Here is a 17,895-nt window from a genome sequence, read left to right on the forward strand (position 1 = left end):
GCTCCCGCGCGCTGGCGTGGGAGCTGCAAGCCTGCGGTTACTTCGGCCCGAGAATCTTCAACAATTTGTCCGGCGATGGTGCGCCTTGCTGTTGCTGCAACTCGCCCTTGTCGTCCATGTAGAAAATCGCCGGGGTCGCCTGCAATTCCAGGTCTTCCATCAACTGCATGTTCGCCGCCAGTTTCGCCTGGATCGCCGGTGGCACGTCTTTCATGGCTTTGAGTGCGCTTTCCTTGCCGGCCTTTTCGTGTTCTGCCAGGGCTTTGCTCGGGTCCTTGGCGGCCAGCAGCGCGGCGGATTTGCCCGGGCTGTCTTCGCGGATGATGCCGACCATGATGTGCCGCAGCTGCACCTTGCCCGACTTGACCCATGGCCGCGCCTGTTCCCAGAACATATTGCAGTAAGGGCAGTTCGGGTCGCTGAACAGATAGACGACGCGCGGTGCGTCCTTGTTGCCGTCACCGATCCAGTTGCTCGCTTCCATCTTGCCCCAGACTTCCTTGGACATCGGCGCGTACACCAGTTTCTGCAATGGCGCGCTGCTCAGGTCGTTGCCGTCGGCGTCGTACAGATTGCCGAGCAATACGTGCTTGCCATCGGGCGTCAGGTACAGCGCCATGCCACGGTTCTGGTATTGCGCCGCATAACCGCGCAAACCGTCCGGTGCATCGAACTGGCCGACGATTTTCGCGCCCTTGGCTTCGATCTTCTTGATCGCTTCGGGCAATTCTTCAGCAGCCTGCGCCGACGGCAAGTGCAGCAGGGCTGCGCCCAGGGTCAGGGTCAGCAGGTGGCGGAGGCGGGGCATGGCAGTTTCCTTGTGGCGGGATTGGGGGCGTCGAAGTTTTCCAGGGCGCGGGCCAGGCTGGCTTCCGACAATTCGCCCAGATGGCTGCCCAGCAGGCGACCGTCGTTGCTATAGAACAGCGTAGTCGGCAAGGCCATGGAACCGACGGCCTGGCCCAGGCGGCCACTGCCGTCGAACAGCACGTTGGACAGGCTCAGGCCCTGGGTTTCCAGGAAGGTGGCGACGCTCTGCATGCTTTCGGCCTGGTTGACGAACAGGAAGGTCAGGTCCGGGCGCTGTTGCTGGGCGTTTTCCAGCACGGGCATCTCCCGGCGACACGGCGGGCACCAGGTGGCCCAGAGGTTGATGACCAGCGGGCCACCCTGGTAGTCGGCCAGTTGCACGGTTTCGCCGGCGGCATTGCGCAACGTGATGTCCGGCAGGCGTGTGCCTTGTTCGTAGATCGTCAGGGAGAAGGTCGCCAGCAACCAGAACAGCAGGCCAGTGCCCACCCCGAAACCCAGTGGCCGGCGCAAACCCGGTCGACGCCAGCCGCGATACAGCGCTGCGAGGATCAGCACGATCACTCCCGGCCAGGCCAGAAAACCGCCATCGCGCAGGTCGATGATCTGCCACGGGTCGTTGCGATATTGCGCCCAGTAGGCGATCACGAAACTGATCCGCGCCGCCAACATGCCCAGCAGGAACAGGCTGAACAACACCGACTCGGGATTCTCCCCACCGCGCTTGGCCACCCGCCAGCCGACGAAGGTGGCCAGTGCCAGGGCACTGATCAGCAGCAGGTGGTTAAGCGCGATGGCAAAGGTGCCGAGGGTAAAGGTCAGCATTAACGGGCTTCTCGGGTAGTGTTCCAGCGTTGCAGGAAGGTCTCGGCATCCACCTCACCGGTGATGCGCTGGCTGCGGCGCTCGCTGCCGTCGGCACCGATCCACAGCAAACTGGGCGGCCCCGGCACTTTGTAGCGGCCAAGCAGTTCGCGACTGGCGGCATTGTCGGCGGTCACGTCCAGCCGTAGCAAGCGCACGTCTTTTAATGCGTCCAATACCTGCGGTTTGGCGAAGACCTGTTTTTCCATGACTTTGCACGACACGCACCAGTCGGCGTAGTAGTCCAGCAGCACCCACTGGCCCTGGGCCTGCGCCGCATCGAGTTCCCGTTGCAGGGCGGCGGGGTCCTTGATCGTGGTGAAGGCTTCATGGCCGACAGGGTTAGCAGCATTGCTGGCGTTTGAAGCGGCATAAACCTGCAACGGCTTGAACAGATCATCGCTGCCACCCGCTGCGCCGATCAGCAGCAGGCTGCCCCAGACGCCGAGCAACAGCGAGCTGGCGCCGAACACATGGGCGATGCGAGCGAAACCTTCCGACTGCTTCCAGGCGCTGTAGGCAGCGATCAACAGCAGGGCGCCGCACAAGCCGATCCACAAGGACTGATCCAGCACCGGACGCAGCATCAGCAGCGCAGTGGCGAGGAACAGGAAACCGAACACACCCTTGAGCAAATTCATCCACGCGCCGGGCTTGGGCAGGAAACGGTTGCCGACGGTCACCAGCAACAACAGCGGAATACCCATGCCAATACCCATGGCGAACAGGATCAACCCGCCGTGCACGGCATTGCCGCTCTGGGCGATATAAAGCAGGGCACCGGCCAGTGGCGCGGTCATGCACGGGCCGACCAACAGACCGGACAAGGCCCCCAGCACACCGGCACCGATCAGGCTGCCGCCGCGTTGATTGCGCGAAACGTTTTCCAGGCGATCACGCACCGCCACCGGCAATTGCAATTCGAAGAAGCCGAACATCGGCAAGGCGAGCAACACGAACACCGCTGCGAAACTGCCCAACAGCCAGGGATTTTGCAGCAGCGCTTGCAGGTTGGCGCCCAGCAGCGACGCCAACACGCCCATCGCCGCATACACCAGCGCCATGCAAATCACATAGCTGGTGGCCAGGGCGAAACCGCGTTTGGGCGAAGCGCCGCTACCGACGATCAAACCGGCGAGGATCGGCAGCATTGGCAACGTGCAAGGGGTGAAAGCCAGCAACAGACCCAATCCAAAGAACACCAGCAAACTCCAGCCCAGCGCCCGCTGTTGCAGGTTGCTGGCCAGGGCCTGGTCCGGTGCTTCGTTGGCAGCGGGTATCGCGGCAGCGCCGCCCAGATCGACGACCTGGGTTTGCGGTGGATAGCACAAACCTGCGTCGGCACAACCCTGGAACCCAACCTTGACCTTCCCGGTAGCCCCGGCCGGGATCTTCAGTTCCAGGCCTTGGCGATAGACCGGCTGTTCGCCGAAGAACTCATCGCTGTGCGACTCGCCTTCAGGTAATGCTGGTGTGTGCTCCGGGGCCAGGCCATCGAATTTCAGGCGTTTCTGATACAGGTAATAACCGTCGGCGATTTGCCAGAACAGCTGGGTTTCACCGGATTCAAGGCGTTCGGAGGTAAAGACAAATGCCTGTTCGACGGGGAGAAAATCGGGCTTGGTCTCGAACGGATTGGTCCCGGCCTGGGCCAGACCCGAGATCAAGAGAGCAAAGAGGAACAACAGTTGACGCATGGGTAGGCCTTATCCCTGTGCAAGTGAGGTGCACAATGGTGGGCGGCGATTAACCGATGATTAACCGTCACGGCCTTGTGGCGCCGGCAATCGGGGCATAATGTCCGCTTAATCGACCACCGGCCTAATCAGCTTTTTTCTAGGGGCTTTCCATGCACGTACTGGTTTGCGAAGACGATGAGCTGATCGCCAGCGGCATCGTCGCCGGCCTCACCGCCCAGGGCCTGACCGTGGAGCACGTGGCCACGGCGTCATCGGCCCGGGCGATACTCAAGGTCGCCGAATTCGACGTCATGGTGCTCGACCTCGGTCTGCCCGACGAAGACGGCCTCAAGCTGTTGCAGCAGTTGCGCCACAACGGCCTGGAGATTCCGGTGCTGATTCTCACCGCCCGGGATGCGGTCACTGACCGGGTCGATGGCCTGCAAGCCGGTGCTGACGATTACCTGCTCAAACCCTTCGACCTGCGTGAACTCGCGGCGCGCCTGCACACTTTGTTGCGGCGGGTGGCCGGACGTAGCGTCAACCTGATCGAACACGGCGCGCTGACTTACGATCCGAGCAGTCGCGAAACCATGCTCGCCGGCCAACCGGTAGACCTGTCGCGCCGCGAGCAATCGCTGTTGCAGGCCTTGTTGCACAACCGTGGCCGGGTGCTGTCCACCGAGCAGTTGAAGGACAGCGTCTATGGCTTCAACGATGAGCTGGAAAGTAATGCGCTCAACGTTCATATCCATCACCTGCGGCGTAAACTCGGGAATGGCATCGTCGAGACGGTGCGCGGCCTGGGCTATCGCCTGGGGCCGGCGGACGGCGGAGATCAATCGAAGTGATGAGCCTGCGTTTGCGCCTGAGCCTGACCCTCGGCGCCGCGTTTGCGCTGATCTGGGCGCTGGCGGCAGCCTGGATGCTCAGCGACCTGCGTAACCAGATGATGTTTTCCCTTGACCAGCGACTGGTGGCGTCGGCGCGCATGGTCGCCGGCCTGATGGAGCAATTGCCGGCCCTGCCGACCAAAGGCGAGGGCACCCATTTCAGCGCTGAACAATTGAATGTCCCCGGTGGCATGGCCTGTCAGGTCAGTTCGTTGCGCGGCGAAATCCTTGCCCGCAGTCATACCGACCCGCAACAAACCCTCGAAGCCGAGAAAATGGGCTTCCACGACCAGATGATCGACGGCGCGCCATGGCGCAGTTTCACCCTGGCGCGGGGTGATCTGCGGATCACCACGGCAGATCGGCAGATCGAACGCGAAGCCCTGAACATGTCGATCCTGCTGGCCGCCTCGGTGCCGGTAGGCGTGGCGTTGCTCGGTTGCCTGTGCCTGCTCTGGCTGGGCATCGGCCAGGGGTTGGCGCCGCTCAATCGCATGCGCGATGCCTTGATGCGCCGCAGTGCCGATTCCCTCGAACCGTTGCAGATCCAGCCGCTGCCCAGCGAACTGCAACCGTTGCTGGACACCCAGAATCAGTTGTTCCAGCGCATCGGCCGGACCATCGAACGCGAACGGCGCCTGACCGGTGACGCCGCCCACGAATTGCGCAGCCCGCTGACCGCGATCAAGACCCACCTGCAAGTGGCGCGCATGACCGACGGCGCGGCCCGGGATCAATCCCTGGCCCGGGCTGAAGAGGGCGCCGACCGCCTGCACCGCACCCTTGAACAATTGCTGTTGCTGGCGCGGGTCGAGGGCAGCCTGTCGTTCGATGACGGCGTGCAATGCAGCGCCGAGCAGGTGGCGAAACTGGCGATTCAGGATGCCGCCAGCGGTGATCGCCAGCGCATCAAGTTCCAACCGCCGACGAAGTGCTCGGCCGCCCCGGTGCAAATGCCCGCGGTGCTGTCGATTGCCGCGCTGCGTAACCTGCTGGATAACGCCTTGCGCCATACCCCGAGCGACGGCGCCGTGGAGTTGAGCCTGGAAACCACCGGTAATCGCGTGCGCTTCGTGGTCCGCGACCATGGGCCAGGGATTGCCGAAGATGACCTGCAGCACCTGACTCAACGCTTCTGGCGTAATGGCCAGAGCACCGGTTGCGGGCTGGGGTTGGCGATTGTTCAGGCGATTGTTCAGCGGTGTGCTTGTACCCTTCATTTCGACAGTCGGCCGGACGGGTTGCGGGTCGAGCTGACCATGCCGTTGCAAACCATCTGACACTACCCCCTGTAGGAGCGAAGCTTGCTCGCGAAAGCGGTACGTCATTCAACATCGTCGTCGCCTGACACACTGCTTTCGCGAGCAAGCTTCGCTCCTACAAGGAATCGGTGTTGCACATCAAATGTAACTTCTCTCCATTAGCCATCCAGGCGCCGACAGGGCTATCTTCCCCCGCAGCTTTGACTCAATGGATTGAGGTAACAGCGCCATGGATGCACCCCTGCACATCTGCAACGCAACGCCTGCCGACGCCAGCATAATCAGCCGGATCGTCGATCGTTCGATCCGGATCGGTTGCGCACTCGACCACCGCAACGACGCGAAAATCGTCGCCGCCTGGACCCACAACAAATCCATCGAACACGTACACACCTGGCTGACCGACCAGCGGTTGTACCTGAACATCGCCCTGCTTCAGGACAAACCAATCGGCGTCGCCATGGCGGCGAACAGTGGCCAGGTTGCCTTCTGTTACGTGCAACCAGAATGGTTTCGTCGCGGCGCCGGACAGGCCTTGATCCATGACCTGGAAGCCTGGATGCTCGACCGGGGCTTGCGCCAGGCACGCCTCAACAGCACCCGTACCAGCGAAGCCTTTTATCAACGCCTGGGTTACCGCATCAGTGCTGAAACCTTCAGCGTGGCGGGGCTTCACGCCATTCCAATGCACAAGGCACTGACGCCACCTTCATAGAAAGCTGTTCGCGGGTCTAAATCCCCAAGCCCCTGATGCGTTTCCAGAACAGGAAAACCTGCAAGTGCGCCCCGTGAACGGAATGCGCACCTGCCCGGTGTGCAGTTTTGGTCACTATCCACAGCGTATTGAGGGGTCGAGAGATGTCAGTCGCTACCAGCCTTATCGAAGATCAGCCGGCCCGGGTTGCCCCAGTGCCTGCCGAGACGCTTTACCAGTTCAACGAATCGCCGTTGCTGGCCCGTCAGAACCAGCAGGAATCCAATGCCCGCAGTTATCCGCGACGCATTCCCCTGGCGCTCAAGCGGGCCAAGGGCATTTATGTCGAAGACGTCGAGGGCCGCAGTTTTATCGATTGCCTGGCCGGCGCCGGCACCCTGGCGCTGGGGCACAACCACCCGGTGGTGATCGAAGCGATCCAGCAAGTGCTGACCGATGAACTGCCACTGCACACCCTCGACCTGACGACTCCGGTCAAGGATCAATTCGTTCAGGACCTGTTTGGCCTGCTGCCGCCAGCCCTGGCCGCGGAAGCGAAAATCCAGTTCTGCGGCCCCACCGGCACCGATGCCGTGGAAGCCGCGCTGAAACTGGTGCGCACCGCCACCGGACGCAGCACCGTGTTGTCGTTCCAGGGCGGTTACCACGGCATGAGCCAGGGCGCGCTGAGCCTGATGGGCAGCCTGGGGCCGAAAAAGCCCTTGGGCGCCTTGCTCAGCAGCGGCGTGCAGTTCATGCCGTACCCTTACGATTACCGCTGCCCGTTCGGGCTCGGCGGCGCGCAAGGGGTGCAGGTTAACCTCAACTACCTGGAAAACCTGCTCAACGACCCCGAGGCTGGCGTGCAATTGCCGGCGGCGGTAATCGTCGAAGTGGTGCAGGGCGAGGGCGGGGTGATTCCGGCGGATCTCGACTGGTTGCGCGGCTTGCGACGTATCACCGAGCAGGCCGGCGTGGCGCTGATCGTCGATGAAATCCAGAGCGGTTTTGCCCGCACCGGCAAGATGTTCGCTTTCGAACACGCCGGGATCATTCCGGACGTAGTCGTCCTGTCTAAAGCCATCGGCGGCAGCCTGCCGTTGGCGGTGGTGGTCTATCGCGACTGGCTCGACACCTGGCTGCCGGGGGCTCATGCCGGGACGTTCCGTGGCAATCAGATGGCCATGGCCGCTGGTTCGGCGGTGATGCGCTACCTCAAAGACAACAACGTCTGCGCCCACGCTGCCGCCATGGGCGAACGTCTGAGCGAACACCTGCGCATTCTGCAACGGGACTTCCCGCAGCTCGGTGATATTCGCGGTCGCGGCCTGATGCTGGGCGTCGAACTGGTCGACCCGAACGGCACCCCGGACGTGCAAGGCCATCCACCGGCGTTCGGTCGCCTGGCGCCGCTGGTGCAACGCGAATGCCTCAAGCGCGGCTTGATCCTGGAACTGGGCGGCCGCCACGGTGCGGTGGTGCGCTTCCTGCCGCCGCTGGTGATCACCGCCGCAGAAATCGACCGCGTCGCGGAGATTTTTGGCCGGGCGTTGGCGGCGGCTACTGCCACGCTCTAAATTTCCGAGCAACTCGAACGTTCCTTCTACATACCGGCTGCACACGCCGTGCAGCCCACCCCTACAGCGATGGAGACACACCATGACGTCAGTATTCGACCGCGAGGACATCCTCTTTCAGGTCGTGGTCAACCACGAAGAGCAATACTCGATCTGGCCCGACTACAAAGCCGTGCCACAAGGCTGGCGTACCGTGGGCAAGAGTGGCCTGAAGAAAGAATGCCTGGCCTACATCGAAGAAACCTGGACGGATATGCGTCCGCTGAGCTTGCGGCAGAAGATGGACGAGCAGGCGGCTGTGGCTCACTGAGCTATTGAGTGAGACGCGGAGCGTCTCTGGCTGCATTCCCACGCAGAGCGTGGGAACGAGAAGCCCGCTGAACCGATAAGGTCAGCGGGCTTTTTCATGTTCTGGAATTGATCGTTCCCACGCTCTGCGTGGGAATGCCTCAACGGACGCTCTGCGTCCGCTTTGGAACGCGGAGCGTCCCGGGCTTCATTCCCACGCGGAGCGTGGGAACGATCTTAGGCCGAAGGCCCGTCGCTCAGCCCCTTGATCACCAAATCCACATTCCCCTCCAACTCCGCCACCGGGTCCGCCGCGTCCGTGCTTAATACCACCAACCGACTCCCGGCCGCGCTGATCACCGCTTTCAACGCGTCCGACGGCTGGCGATGATGCAGCACCACCGCCACGTCATTTTCCTTGAGCGTCGCGCCCAATTGCTTGAGCGCTTCGGGCGTCCACTCGGCATCTGGCCGCGCATCGAGGCCGACCAGTTCCAGGTTGAGCCCGCCGATCAGGTAGCCGAAGTGATCACTCAGGCTCATTACCGTGAGGTTGTCGGCACTGGCCAGGCGCGCTTCGCTGTCGGCGCTGAACTTGAGCAAACGCTGCTTGAGCGCGGCCAGGTTGGCTTCGATTTTCGGCTTGGCCGTGGGCGCCAGGCGCACCAGGTCAGCGGCCATCACGTCCGCCATGCGCCCCATGTTGTTGCTGGAAAACCATGGCTGACTGTTCAAGCCATCGACCTTGTTCCCCGGTTGCACGGCGATGCCGGGCAGGGCGCCGTCCACTGGGCGCGCGGCATCGACTTCGACAATGCGGATATTGCTGCGCCGGGCGATGGGGTAGAGCGGGTCATCCGCCCACAGCGAGCGCAGGCCGATCACCGCATCGGCGTCGGTCGCCAGTTTGGCCAGCGCCGGGGCGCCCCGCCCGGTGAAGTAAGCGGTCTGGCGGCTGCCGGGCAGATTGTCCGGTGCCGCCCGTTCGAGGCTGACGTCGGTGCCTTTGAGCAAGACCTCGCCCAGACCGTAAGTAATCGGCAAGGACGCCAGCACACGCAGTGGCTTGGCATTTTCAGCCGCAAAAGATGTCGCGACCGCCCCACACAGGGCCATGGTCAGGGTCAGTTGACGCAGAGAAAAAGACATTTATCCGAGATTCCCTTTAAGGCTGGGGACGACACCGCGCGCAATGGCGGACAGGGCGAAGGCGATACCGGCCACCAGAATGATCGCGGCACCGGACGGGATCGGCAGGTCGAACACGATCGGCGCCAGAATGCCGCACAGCGTGCTGACCGTGGCGATCAACACCGAGCACCAGAAAAACCCTTTCAGCGACTGGCTGAGCAACCGCGCGGCCGCCGCCGGAATCACCAGCAAGGCACCCACCAGAATGGCGCCGATGACTTTCACTGCGGCGACGGTAATCAGGGTCACCAGAATCACGAACAGGTAATCCAGGGTCTTCACCGCCACGCCGCGCACCGCCGCCAGTTGCGGGTTGAAACTGGCCAGCATGATGCGGTTGTACAGCGGCAAGGCCAGGGCCATCACCAGCGAACCGACGATGGCCAACACCAGCAAGTCGTTGCCATTAACCGTCAACACCGAACCGAACAACACGTTTTCCAGAATGTGCACGTTGATCTTGCCCGCCAGAATCAACAGCAGGCTCGCTCCCAGTGCCAGCGACACGGAGAGGAACACGCCGATCAGCGTGTCCGGCGCCAGGCCGGTGCGATTGCGCAGGTAATTGAGCAGGATGCCGAACAACAGGCAATAACCGAACAGGCTGCCATACGGCCCCGTATAAGGTTCGCCGAGTAGAATGCCGATGGCCACGCCGGTCAGCGCCGCGTGACCCACCGCCTCAGAGAAAAACGCGAAGCGCTTGACCACCACCAGCGTGCCCAACCCACCCAGCACCGGGCCGATCAACAGCCCGGCGAGCAGCGCGTTGACCACGAATCCGTAGGCCAGTGCTTCCGGCAGATAACCGGCAGAGGCCCAGCCCTGGACCATCAAGCGAAAGGCTTCATAACTCATCAGGCAGCGCTCCGTGGATGGGTCGAAAACAGGGTCAGCAAGCGCTCCGGGGTCAGTGCCTGTTTCGGCGTGGCGTCGAACAGCACCCGGCGATTGAGCCCGGTGACCCGATCCGCCAGGCGCCCGACGGCTTCCAGATCATGCTCGATCCACAGCACGGTGATGCCGCTCTGGCGCCAGTCGCCCAGCAACCGTTCGAACACCCGGATGCCGGCTTCATCGAGGGCCGACATCGGTTCGTCGAGCACCAGCAATTGCGGCGCCGGGATCAGCCCCTGGGCCAGCAACACCCGCTGGCGTTCACCACCGGACAGCGCGCCCATGCGCCGCTTGCGTTTGTCCTGCATGCCGACTCGTTCCAGGGCTTCGCCAATCGCCGCCGCGTAATGCTTGCTCAAACCCAGGAACGCCGGACGTCGCTGACACATCGCGGCCATGAAATCGTCGACGGTCATCGGCAAGCCCCGGTCGAACTCCAGCGCTTGCGGCACGTAGCCGATGGTGCCGGGCTCGCCGGGCCATTGCAGGCTCAAGCGACCCTGATGCGGCATTTGCCCGAGCAAGGTCTTGATCAACGAACTCTTGCCGCCACCGTTGGGGCCGACCAGCGCATGCACGCTGCCGGGCTGGACCTGGAAAGTCACCTTGTCGAGAATCGTAGTGCGCCCGAGGGTCAGGCTGACATCGGCGAAATCCAGGGTCGGGCCGGCGCTTTGGACGGCCAGGTTTTCTTGAGCGGTCATGCGCCCGACTCCTGAATCGCCCGCACCACGGTGTTGAGGTTGCCGGTCATTTCCTTTTCATATTTGTCGGCGGTGTATTCGCCATAGGAAATGTGCGACAGCGGATACAACTTCACCCCGGATTCACGCTGGATGGTGTCGACGTAGGAGGAGGGGAAATCCATCTCGGAGAAGATCACTTTCACGTCGAGTTCGCGCAGTTGATCGATGGTCTTCTTCAACTGGCTCGGGCTCGGCTCGATGCCGTGGGCCGGTTCGACCACCGCGGTCACTTCCAGGCCGAACTCGCGCAGCAGGTAGTCGTAGGCCGCGTGGACCGTGGCCACCCGCAGTTCGGCGTTCGGCGCCTGGGTCAGTTTGGCCAGGGCGTCGGCACGCATCTGCCGCAGGCGTTTGCCGTAGGCGCGGGCGTTCTGGGTGTAAGTCTTGGCGTTGTCCGGGTCGAGCTTGCCCAGTTCCCGGGCGATGTTGTTGACCTGGGCGATCGAGGCGCTGATCGACAGGAAAGTGTGGGGGTTGACCACTTTGCCGGCGCCACGGGCGGCGGTGCCGGTCGCGGCCAGCAACGGCACGTTTTCGTTGGCTTCGATCACCGGGACGTTCGGGGTTTCGCTGGCGGCGATCATGCGGTCGGCGAAGTCGTCATGGCCGACGCCGTTGAGCACGACCACGTCCAGCCCACTGATGCGCTTGATGTCTTCGGCGCGCGGCTCATAGGCGTGGGGATTGAAACCGGCCGGAATCAGCGGCACCACTTCGGCCTTGTCGCCGACGATGTTGGCCACATAGCTGTAATAAGGGTGCAGGGTGATGCCGATGCGCAGGCGCTTGGCCTGATCGGCGCTGGCCAGTGGTGTCAGCAGGCAAGCCAGCACGCCAACCACTATCAGGCGCGAGAAAGAACGTAGCGATGAAATAGGCATGGGAAAGCGGTCTTCTCTCGGGTGAAGGCGAGGGTTCAGTGCCGGTGCTGGCGGGTCACGCCGGCATCGAATTGCGCGACGATCTGCTGCCAGCCGGCGCTTTCGAGCGCGGCGTCGGCAAGATCGGTCGGGGCGGCGAGCGCCTTGCTGCGGTTGAGCCAGACGTCCGGTGCATCATCGTCAGCGGTCAAGCGCATCAAAAACGAGCCGGCCACGTTCGGTGCCTGGCTTTGGCCGAAGTAGGCCTTGGCCGCCAGCAACTGCCAGGCATGGCCGCCGCGACTGACCGAGCTGGCATCCTGGGCAAACGGTGCAAAGCCTTCATCGGCCAGGGCTTCGGGAGTCGGCAGCGTGGTTTGCTCCTGGCGCAGCAAGTGAATCTCGTCCAGGGTCACCCGCAGATCGGCGTAGATGCCTTGTTCGGAGGCGCTCAAGTCGCGGCGGGCATCCAGTTGATGGCTACTGACGCTGCTCGTTTCCTGGGACTCGTGGCGCCAGGCAACGACAGACCCGGCAACCGCAAGGATCATCAGGCACAACAGCAACACATAGAGGGTTTCATGACCGGCGCCGGCCGGGCGCACGACGTGGGTGGTGGGCGTACTCATGTTCAAGGTGCCTCAATGTCGGCTTGGTCGATCTCGACCACGTGGCCGGGACCGGCGTCAAACAGCACGTAGAACTCCGCGCCGGGCTTCTTGAAGGTCAGGGTCGAATCGGTGCCAAGCTTGCCCGGCACAAGAATGGTTTCGTCGTAGCCGATCACATCCAGGGTCACCCCCGGTGCGCCGCTGCCGTCGGAGAAACCGCCGGTGCATTTGATCTGCTCGGCGTCGATGGCCTTGCACTCGCACATCGGGTTGTGGGCGAGGGCGCTGGCGCTGAAACCGGCGCACAGCACCAGTAACGCGGCGCTGAGCGGGCGAAAAGCGTTGATCATGGTTTGCCTCCTTGTTTGTTCAGCCAGGCGATGGTGGCCGGGGATGCCTGGCTCAGCGGGATCGAGGCCTGGTGCATGCTGCCGTCCCAGCCTTCCATGGTGATCCACAGCTCGGCGTCGGCTTTGGTTTTTTCCGGCACTGGCAACGAAGCGCCCATGCGATACGGCGTGCCGAAGAAAATCACCCCGGCGGCGCGCAGGCTGCGAGGTTTGCCGATGCGCAAGTAAGTGGCCTTGACCTGTTCGACGCAGGTGTTGCACAGGGCGCCATTGAAGCCTTTGAGGTAACCGGCCGGGCCGTCCGGGCGCGGTGCTTCATTGCGCAACTCGGCCAGGCGCAGGCTCCAGGGGCCGACCTGGATTTCGCCGATTTCCCGTTCGCCGAGGCCGACATCGCCACGAAACAACGCGGCGTCACTGAAGTATTTGGGCATGAAACCCAGCGGGATCAGCAGCAACAGGATGTTCAAGTGGAAACGCCATTTGTGCCACAGCACGCTCAGGCGCGAGGGGGTTGGGGCGACAGTGATTTTGCTCACAGGCTGGCCTCCGAAGTTTCGCGGTTGACAGGCGCCGTGGCGCTGCGCTGTTTCTTGTGGCTGCGCTTGAGCGCATTGGCGGTGGCGAGGGCGGTGCGCTTGGTCCAGATCAGCAGGCCGCTGAGCACCATCATGCTCAGCACCAGACCGAAGAAGAACCAGATCAACTTGATCCATAGGCCACCGAAATCCCCGGTGTGCAGCGGACGCATGGATTCGGTGACGAACTCCAGTGCGTTGCGGTCTGACAGCAGGCGCGAGGCAGCGATTTCACCGTTGTACGGATTGATGGTCGCCGTCTGGTACATCAGCGGATACCAACCCCGTCCGCCAATATCCAAATGGCTGTAGCCATTGCCCGGCAGGCTGACGAAGCTCGCTTCCAGCCCCGGGATTTTCTGCATGGCGATTTCAATCGCCCGGTCCAGGTCGATTCGTGGCGGCGGGGTGCCGTCCGGTGACAGCGGCACGGCTTCACGGGCCATGGCCGGAATGATCGGGGCGCTGGAGATGGAAATCTGGTTGTCGGACAGCAAGGCTTCAATCAGGAACCAGATGCCGGTGATGGAAATGACCGCGATAAACCAGATCGACCAGATCCCGCTGAGACGGTGAAAGTCGCCCCAGAAAATCCGCGCACCATGACGGACGCGCAGGGTCGGCTTGAGGAAGCCTTTCCAGAATTTCTTGTAGACCACCAGCCCGGTAATCAGTGAAACCAGCAGCGGAATACCGAGGAACGACACCAGGTACCAGCCCCAGCTGAAGCCATTGGTGAACGGCACCAGCCACCAACCATGCAAGGCGCGGGTGAAAGCCTTGAAGTTGAAGTCCGGCGCCACGCCCTGGATCACCCCGGTGTACGGGTTGACGTAGACCGTCACCGAACGGCCGTCGGGATAGGCAACGTCAACGTCGAGGGCGAAATGCGATTCGTCGGGACGGCTGATGGCCTGGACTACGGTCTGCGGCTCGGCTTTTTTCATGGCCGCGAGGATCTGGTCGTAGCTGAGCAGCGGCGCGTCGTCCGAAGGTTGGCTGGCGCGCATTTGCGGGTTGGCCAGCCAGACGATTTCCTGGCTGACGACGGCCAGGGTGCCAGTCACGCAGACGATCAACACAAAAAACCAGATCGGCAGCGCCAGCCAGCTATGGACCAGAAACCAGAGTTTGGAACGGGATTTCTTCGACATGATTAAAGGTCTTGTTTCGATGAGAGGGCCTCTGCCACGGGCTTCGTCGCACGGTGACCCCTGAAAGGCCGGGCCTTGGCTTTTGCCTACGCGGCCTGACTGCATCTAGATAAGACGGATGAGCAACGGAAATCCCGAAAGCGGATATGAAAGTAAATGTTTCGTATTGCTGTCCGGGAATGTGACGGACTTGGAAAAAGATCGCAGCCTTTGCCCCTGATCCAACACGATCCATGTTCCAAGCCATCACTCTCCGGCCATTGATGCCCACCCCCCGCTCCTTAAGATGGAACCCAGACGCCTGCGGCGTACCGTCCCCCGAGCGAGCACCTCCATGACCCGAGCCAGAACCCTCTACGACAAACACATCGATGCCCACACGGTGTGTCGCCTCGATGACCAGGGCCATGTCCTGTTGTACATCGATCGCCAGGTCATCAACGAATACACCAGCCCCCAGGCTTTCAGCGGTTTGCGCGAAGCCAAACGCGATGTCTGGCGCCCGGAAACCGCGTTGGCCGTGGTCGATCACGTCAACCCCACGGCCCCGGTGCGCATCGCCACCATGCCGGATGCCGGCGGGGCGCGGCAGGTGTCGTACCTGGCGGAAAACTGCCGGGATTTCGGCATTGAGTTGCTGGACATCCTCGACAAGCGCCAGGGCATCGAACACGTGATCGCGCCGGAGCAGGGCTTCATCCTGCCGGGCATGGTCATCGCCGCCGGCGACAGCCACACCACCACTTATGGCGCTCTCGGGGCCTTCGGTTTCGGCATCGGCACCTCGGAAATCGAACACCTGCTGGCGTCGCAGACCCTGGTCTACAAACGCCTGAAAAGCATGCGTGTGACCGTCGACGGCGAACTGGCCACCGGGCTGACTTCCAAGGACGTGATCATGGCGCTGATCGGGCAGATCGGCGCGTCAGGCGCCACCGGTTACGCCATCGAGTTTCGCGGCTCGACCATCGATGCCTTGAGCGTCGAAGCGCGCATGACTATCTGCAACATGGCGGTGGAGGCGGGCGCCCGAGGCGCATTTATGGCGCCGGACGAAAAAGTCTTCGCTTACCTCAAGGACAAACCCCGCGCACCCAAAGGTGAGGTGTGGGACCGCGCCGTCGAGAAGTGGCGCAGCCTGCACAGCGACCCGGACGCGCAGTTCGACCGTGAGGTTTCCGTCGATGCCAGTACGTTGGAGCCGATGGTCACCTGGGGCACCAGCCCCGACCAGGCCTCACCCATCGGCGCTCGGGTCCCGGATCCGCAAGCCGTCAGCGACCTGATCCTGCGCCAGGACATGCGCCGCGCCTTGAACTACATGGGCCTGGAGGCGGGCATGCCGCTGAGCGAAATCACCATCAGCCACGCCTTTATCGGTTCCTGCACCAACGCACGCATCGAAGACCTGCGCGACGCCGCCAGCGTGGTGCGCGGCAAACACGTCGCCGAGCATGTGCGGGCGATGATCGTGCCCGGTTCCACCGAAGTGCGCGATCAGGCCGAAGCCGAAGGCCTGGCAGCGATCTTTATCGAGGCCGGGTTCGAATGGCGCCAGTCCGGCTGCTCGATGTGCCTGGCGATGAACGACGACGTACTCGCGCCCGGCGACCGCTGCGCCTCCAGCACCAACCGCAATTTCGAAGGCCGCCAGGGCGCCGGAGCGCGCACGCATTTGATGAGCCCGGCGATGGTCGCGGCAGCGGCGATCACCGGTCGCCTGACCGATATCCGTCACTTTGGAGACCGCGCATGAGCCAGCAACCTTTTACCCACGTCAGCGGCAAAGCCGCGCCGATGCTCGCGGCCAACATCGACACCGACGTGATCATGCCCAAGCAATTCCTCAAGGGCATCGACCGCGCGGGGCTGGATCGTGGGTTGTTCTTCGATTTGCGGTTTTTGCCGGACGGTTCGCTCAATCCTGAGTTCGTGCTCAATCAACCGGCGTGGCAGGGAGCGAGTTTTATGGTGGTCGGGCCGAATTTCGGCTGCGGATCGAGCCGCGAGCACGCGGTCTGGGGCTTGAAACAGATGGGGATTCGGGCGCTGATCGGCTCAAGTTTTGCCGGGATCTTTTATGACAACTGCCAGCGCAACGGGGTGTTGTTGATCACGCTGGAAGAAGCGCTGTTGCAGCGGCTCGGGCAGGTTGTCAGCCAGCCGGACAGCGCTGGAATCAGCGTCGATCTGGAGGCGCAGCAGATTCGTTTGAACGATGGCCAGGTCATCCCGTTTGAGATCGACACCTTGCGCAAGACCGCGTTGTTGCTGGGGCTTGATGCCATCGGCAGCACGCTTCAGCGCCGCGAACAGATCAAGGCCTTTGAGCGTGAGCATCTGGCCGCGAATCCCTGGTTGGGCTGAAATCGCTTTCGCGGGCAAGCCTCGCTCCTACAGGATCGCGCAGTATTCGCGAACAACACTGTACCGGTAGGAGCGAGGCTTGCCCGCGAAGAGGCCCGACCATTCACCCCACTTCAAACCGACAACCCTTTGAAATGCTCCTGCAAAAACTCCACACACGCCCGTAACTTCCCGGAATACGCCAACCGCGTCGGGTACACCGCCCACACATTCGCACTCTGGGTGTAATCCGCCAGCACCTGCACCAACCGTCCTTGCTCCAGCAACGGCTTCACATCCCACAGTGAACGCAACAACACCCCGCGCCCATCCAGTGCCCACTGCAAAACGATCTCGCCGTTGTTGGACGACAACGGCCCACTGACCCGCACGCTTTCCTGAACCCCGTCGCGTTCCAGGTTCCAGATGCCGAACGCGTTGTCGCGCTCCTTGATCACCAGGCAATGATGCTGCTCCAGATCCGCCAACGTCTTCGGCGTGCCATGGCGTTGCAGGTAAACGGGAGCCGCGCACAACACCCGCCGATTGCTCACCAGCCGCCGGCCGATGTGTTGACCGGGAATGTCATCGCCGACGCGGATCTCCAAGTCAAAACCTTCACTGACGATGTCCACCACCCGATCAAACAGATCCAGGCGAATCTCCAGTTCCGGATATCGCTCGGCCAGCAGCGACACGGCCGGCGCCACATGGTTACGACCGAAACCGAAACTGCTGCACAGATGCAAACGCCCACGAGGACTGTCGTGGGCGTCGGAGAGTTCGTCGTGCAGTTGCTGGAAGTCATCGAGAATGCGCAAGGCCCAGCGCTGCACTCGCTCGCCATCCTCGGTCAGCGCGATGCGCCGACTGGTGCGATGTAGCAATCGTGTACCGAGGGTGGTTTCGAGAATCTGGATACGCTTGCTGACATAAGCAGGGGACAGCCCCAGTTCATCGGCGGCCGCGGCGAAACCGCTTTTGCGGATGACGGTGAGCAGGACTCGCAAGTCTTCGGGTAGGGGCACGGTGTCTTTCTTGAGGGTCATGACAGAACGGGCACTGGCGACATGAGCCGCCAGCATAGCATCGCCG

At 62.5% G+C, this 17,895-nt stretch carries 19 protein-coding genes; 7 read left to right on the plus strand and 12 right to left on the minus strand.

Annotated elements, in window-relative coordinates; genetic code table 11:
* Positions 1–37: 37 nt before the first annotated feature.
* From dsbG to dsbD, 3 genes are read right to left on the minus strand one after another with little or no spacing between them, the layout of a single operon-like run.
* Entirely contained in the window at positions 38–808 is a 771-nt protein-coding gene (gene dsbG / locus HKK53_RS30280) for a thiol:disulfide interchange protein DsbG (protein WP_169373782.1), read from the minus strand.
* The gene (locus HKK53_RS30285) at positions 784–1,635 is read right to left on the minus strand and encodes a TlpA disulfide reductase family protein (protein ID WP_169373783.1); all 852 of its coding nucleotides are present in this window, start codon (positions 1,633–1,635) and stop codon (positions 784–786) included. The genes dsbG and HKK53_RS30285 overlap by 25 nt, the downstream gene beginning before the upstream one ends.
* Complete coding sequence (dsbD, locus tag HKK53_RS30290) at positions 1,635–3,371, minus strand: protein-disulfide reductase DsbD (protein ID WP_169373784.1); 1,737 nt, start codon at positions 3,369–3,371, stop codon at positions 1,635–1,637. The genes HKK53_RS30285 and dsbD overlap by 1 nt, the downstream gene beginning before the upstream one ends.
* 152 nt (positions 3,372–3,523) lie before the next feature.
* Between dsbD and HKK53_RS30295 the strand changes: the two genes are divergently transcribed.
* The 5 genes from HKK53_RS30295 (at position 3,524) to HKK53_RS30315 (ending at position 8,089) form a co-directional block, all read left to right on the plus strand.
* Positions 3,524–4,204 (plus strand): response regulator, encoded by a 681-nt coding sequence (locus HKK53_RS30295; protein ID WP_169373785.1) that lies wholly within the window; start codon positions 3,524–3,526, stop codon positions 4,202–4,204.
* Positions 4,201–5,526, plus strand: a complete 1,326-nt coding sequence (locus HKK53_RS30300; protein WP_169373786.1) for an ATP-binding protein — start codon at positions 4,201–4,203, stop codon at positions 5,524–5,526. Before HKK53_RS30295 ends, HKK53_RS30300 begins: the two co-directional genes overlap by 4 nt.
* Positions 5,527–5,737: 211 nt before the next feature.
* A complete protein-coding gene (locus HKK53_RS30305) occupies positions 5,738–6,223 on the plus strand; it encodes a GNAT family N-acetyltransferase (protein WP_169373787.1) in 486 nt (161 codons plus the stop codon).
* A gap of 143 nt (positions 6,224–6,366) precedes the next feature.
* A complete protein-coding gene (locus HKK53_RS30310; RefSeq protein WP_169373788.1) occupies positions 6,367–7,779 on the plus strand; it encodes an aspartate aminotransferase family protein in 1,413 nt (470 codons plus the stop codon).
* A gap of 82 nt (positions 7,780–7,861) precedes the next feature.
* Positions 7,862–8,089 carry an MbtH family protein gene (locus HKK53_RS30315; RefSeq protein ID WP_057713869.1) on the plus strand — a complete coding sequence of 76 codons (228 nt, stop codon included), beginning with the start codon at positions 7,862–7,864 and terminating at the stop codon, positions 8,087–8,089.
* A gap of 215 nt (positions 8,090–8,304) precedes the next feature.
* Here the strand turns inward: HKK53_RS30315 and HKK53_RS30320 are convergent, their stop codons facing one another.
* The 8 genes from HKK53_RS30320 to HKK53_RS30355 are packed head-to-tail and all read right to left on the minus strand — an operon-like array spanning position 8,305 to position 14,454.
* A complete protein-coding gene (locus tag HKK53_RS30320; protein ID WP_169373789.1) occupies positions 8,305–9,216 on the minus strand; it encodes a metal ABC transporter substrate-binding protein in 912 nt (303 codons plus the stop codon).
* Positions 9,217–10,116: a metal ABC transporter permease gene (locus HKK53_RS30325; RefSeq protein WP_169373790.1), complete on the minus strand. Its 900-nt coding sequence runs from the start codon at positions 10,114–10,116 to the stop codon at positions 9,217–9,219.
* Entirely contained in the window at positions 10,116–10,859 is a 744-nt protein-coding gene (locus HKK53_RS30330; RefSeq protein ID WP_169373791.1) for a metal ABC transporter ATP-binding protein, read from the minus strand. The genes HKK53_RS30325 and HKK53_RS30330 overlap by 1 nt, the downstream gene beginning before the upstream one ends.
* Positions 10,856–11,782, minus strand: a complete 927-nt coding sequence (locus tag HKK53_RS30335) for a metal ABC transporter substrate-binding protein (protein WP_169373792.1) — start codon at positions 11,780–11,782, stop codon at positions 10,856–10,858. The genes HKK53_RS30330 and HKK53_RS30335 overlap by 4 nt, the downstream gene beginning before the upstream one ends.
* Positions 11,783–11,817: 35 nt before the next feature.
* Entirely contained in the window at positions 11,818–12,390 is a 573-nt protein-coding gene (locus tag HKK53_RS30340) for a DUF6162 family protein (protein WP_169373793.1), read from the minus strand.
* Between the two features lie 2 nt (positions 12,391–12,392).
* The gene (locus HKK53_RS30345) at positions 12,393–12,722 is read right to left on the minus strand and encodes a hypothetical protein (protein WP_169373794.1); all 330 of its coding nucleotides are present in this window, start codon (positions 12,720–12,722) and stop codon (positions 12,393–12,395) included.
* On the minus strand, positions 12,719–13,261 hold the full coding sequence (locus tag HKK53_RS30350; RefSeq protein ID WP_169373795.1) for a thiamine pyrophosphate-binding protein: 543 nt from the start codon (positions 13,259–13,261) through the stop codon (positions 12,719–12,721). Before HKK53_RS30350 ends, HKK53_RS30345 begins: the two co-directional genes overlap by 4 nt.
* Positions 13,258–14,454, minus strand: coding sequence for a PepSY-associated TM helix domain-containing protein (locus tag HKK53_RS30355; RefSeq protein WP_169373796.1), 1,197 nt, complete (start codon positions 14,452–14,454; stop codon positions 13,258–13,260). The genes HKK53_RS30350 and HKK53_RS30355 overlap by 4 nt, the downstream gene beginning before the upstream one ends.
* Before the next feature lie 334 nt (positions 14,455–14,788).
* Here HKK53_RS30355 and leuC point away from each other — a divergent pair, with 334 nt between their 5' ends.
* Both leuC and leuD read left to right on the plus strand, forming a co-directional pair.
* Positions 14,789–16,210: a 3-isopropylmalate dehydratase large subunit gene (gene leuC / locus HKK53_RS30360; protein WP_169373797.1), complete on the plus strand. Its 1,422-nt coding sequence runs from the start codon at positions 14,789–14,791 to the stop codon at positions 16,208–16,210.
* Positions 16,207–16,821, plus strand: a complete 615-nt coding sequence (gene leuD / locus HKK53_RS30365) for a 3-isopropylmalate dehydratase small subunit (RefSeq protein WP_169373798.1) — start codon at positions 16,207–16,209, stop codon at positions 16,819–16,821. Before leuC ends, leuD begins: the two co-directional genes overlap by 4 nt.
* Positions 16,822–16,934: 113 nt before the next feature.
* Here leuD and HKK53_RS30370 read toward each other — a convergent pair whose 3' ends face one another.
* Positions 16,935–17,885 carry a LysR substrate-binding domain-containing protein gene (locus HKK53_RS30370; RefSeq protein ID WP_169373799.1) on the minus strand — a complete coding sequence of 317 codons (951 nt, stop codon included), beginning with the start codon at positions 17,883–17,885 and terminating at the stop codon, positions 16,935–16,937.
* Between the last annotated feature and the right edge of the window lie 10 nt (positions 17,886–17,895).

It is taken from the genome of Pseudomonas sp. ADAK7 (assembly GCF_012935675.1).
In the GTDB taxonomy this organism is placed as follows: Bacteria; Pseudomonadota; Gammaproteobacteria; order Pseudomonadales; family Pseudomonadaceae; genus Aquipseudomonas.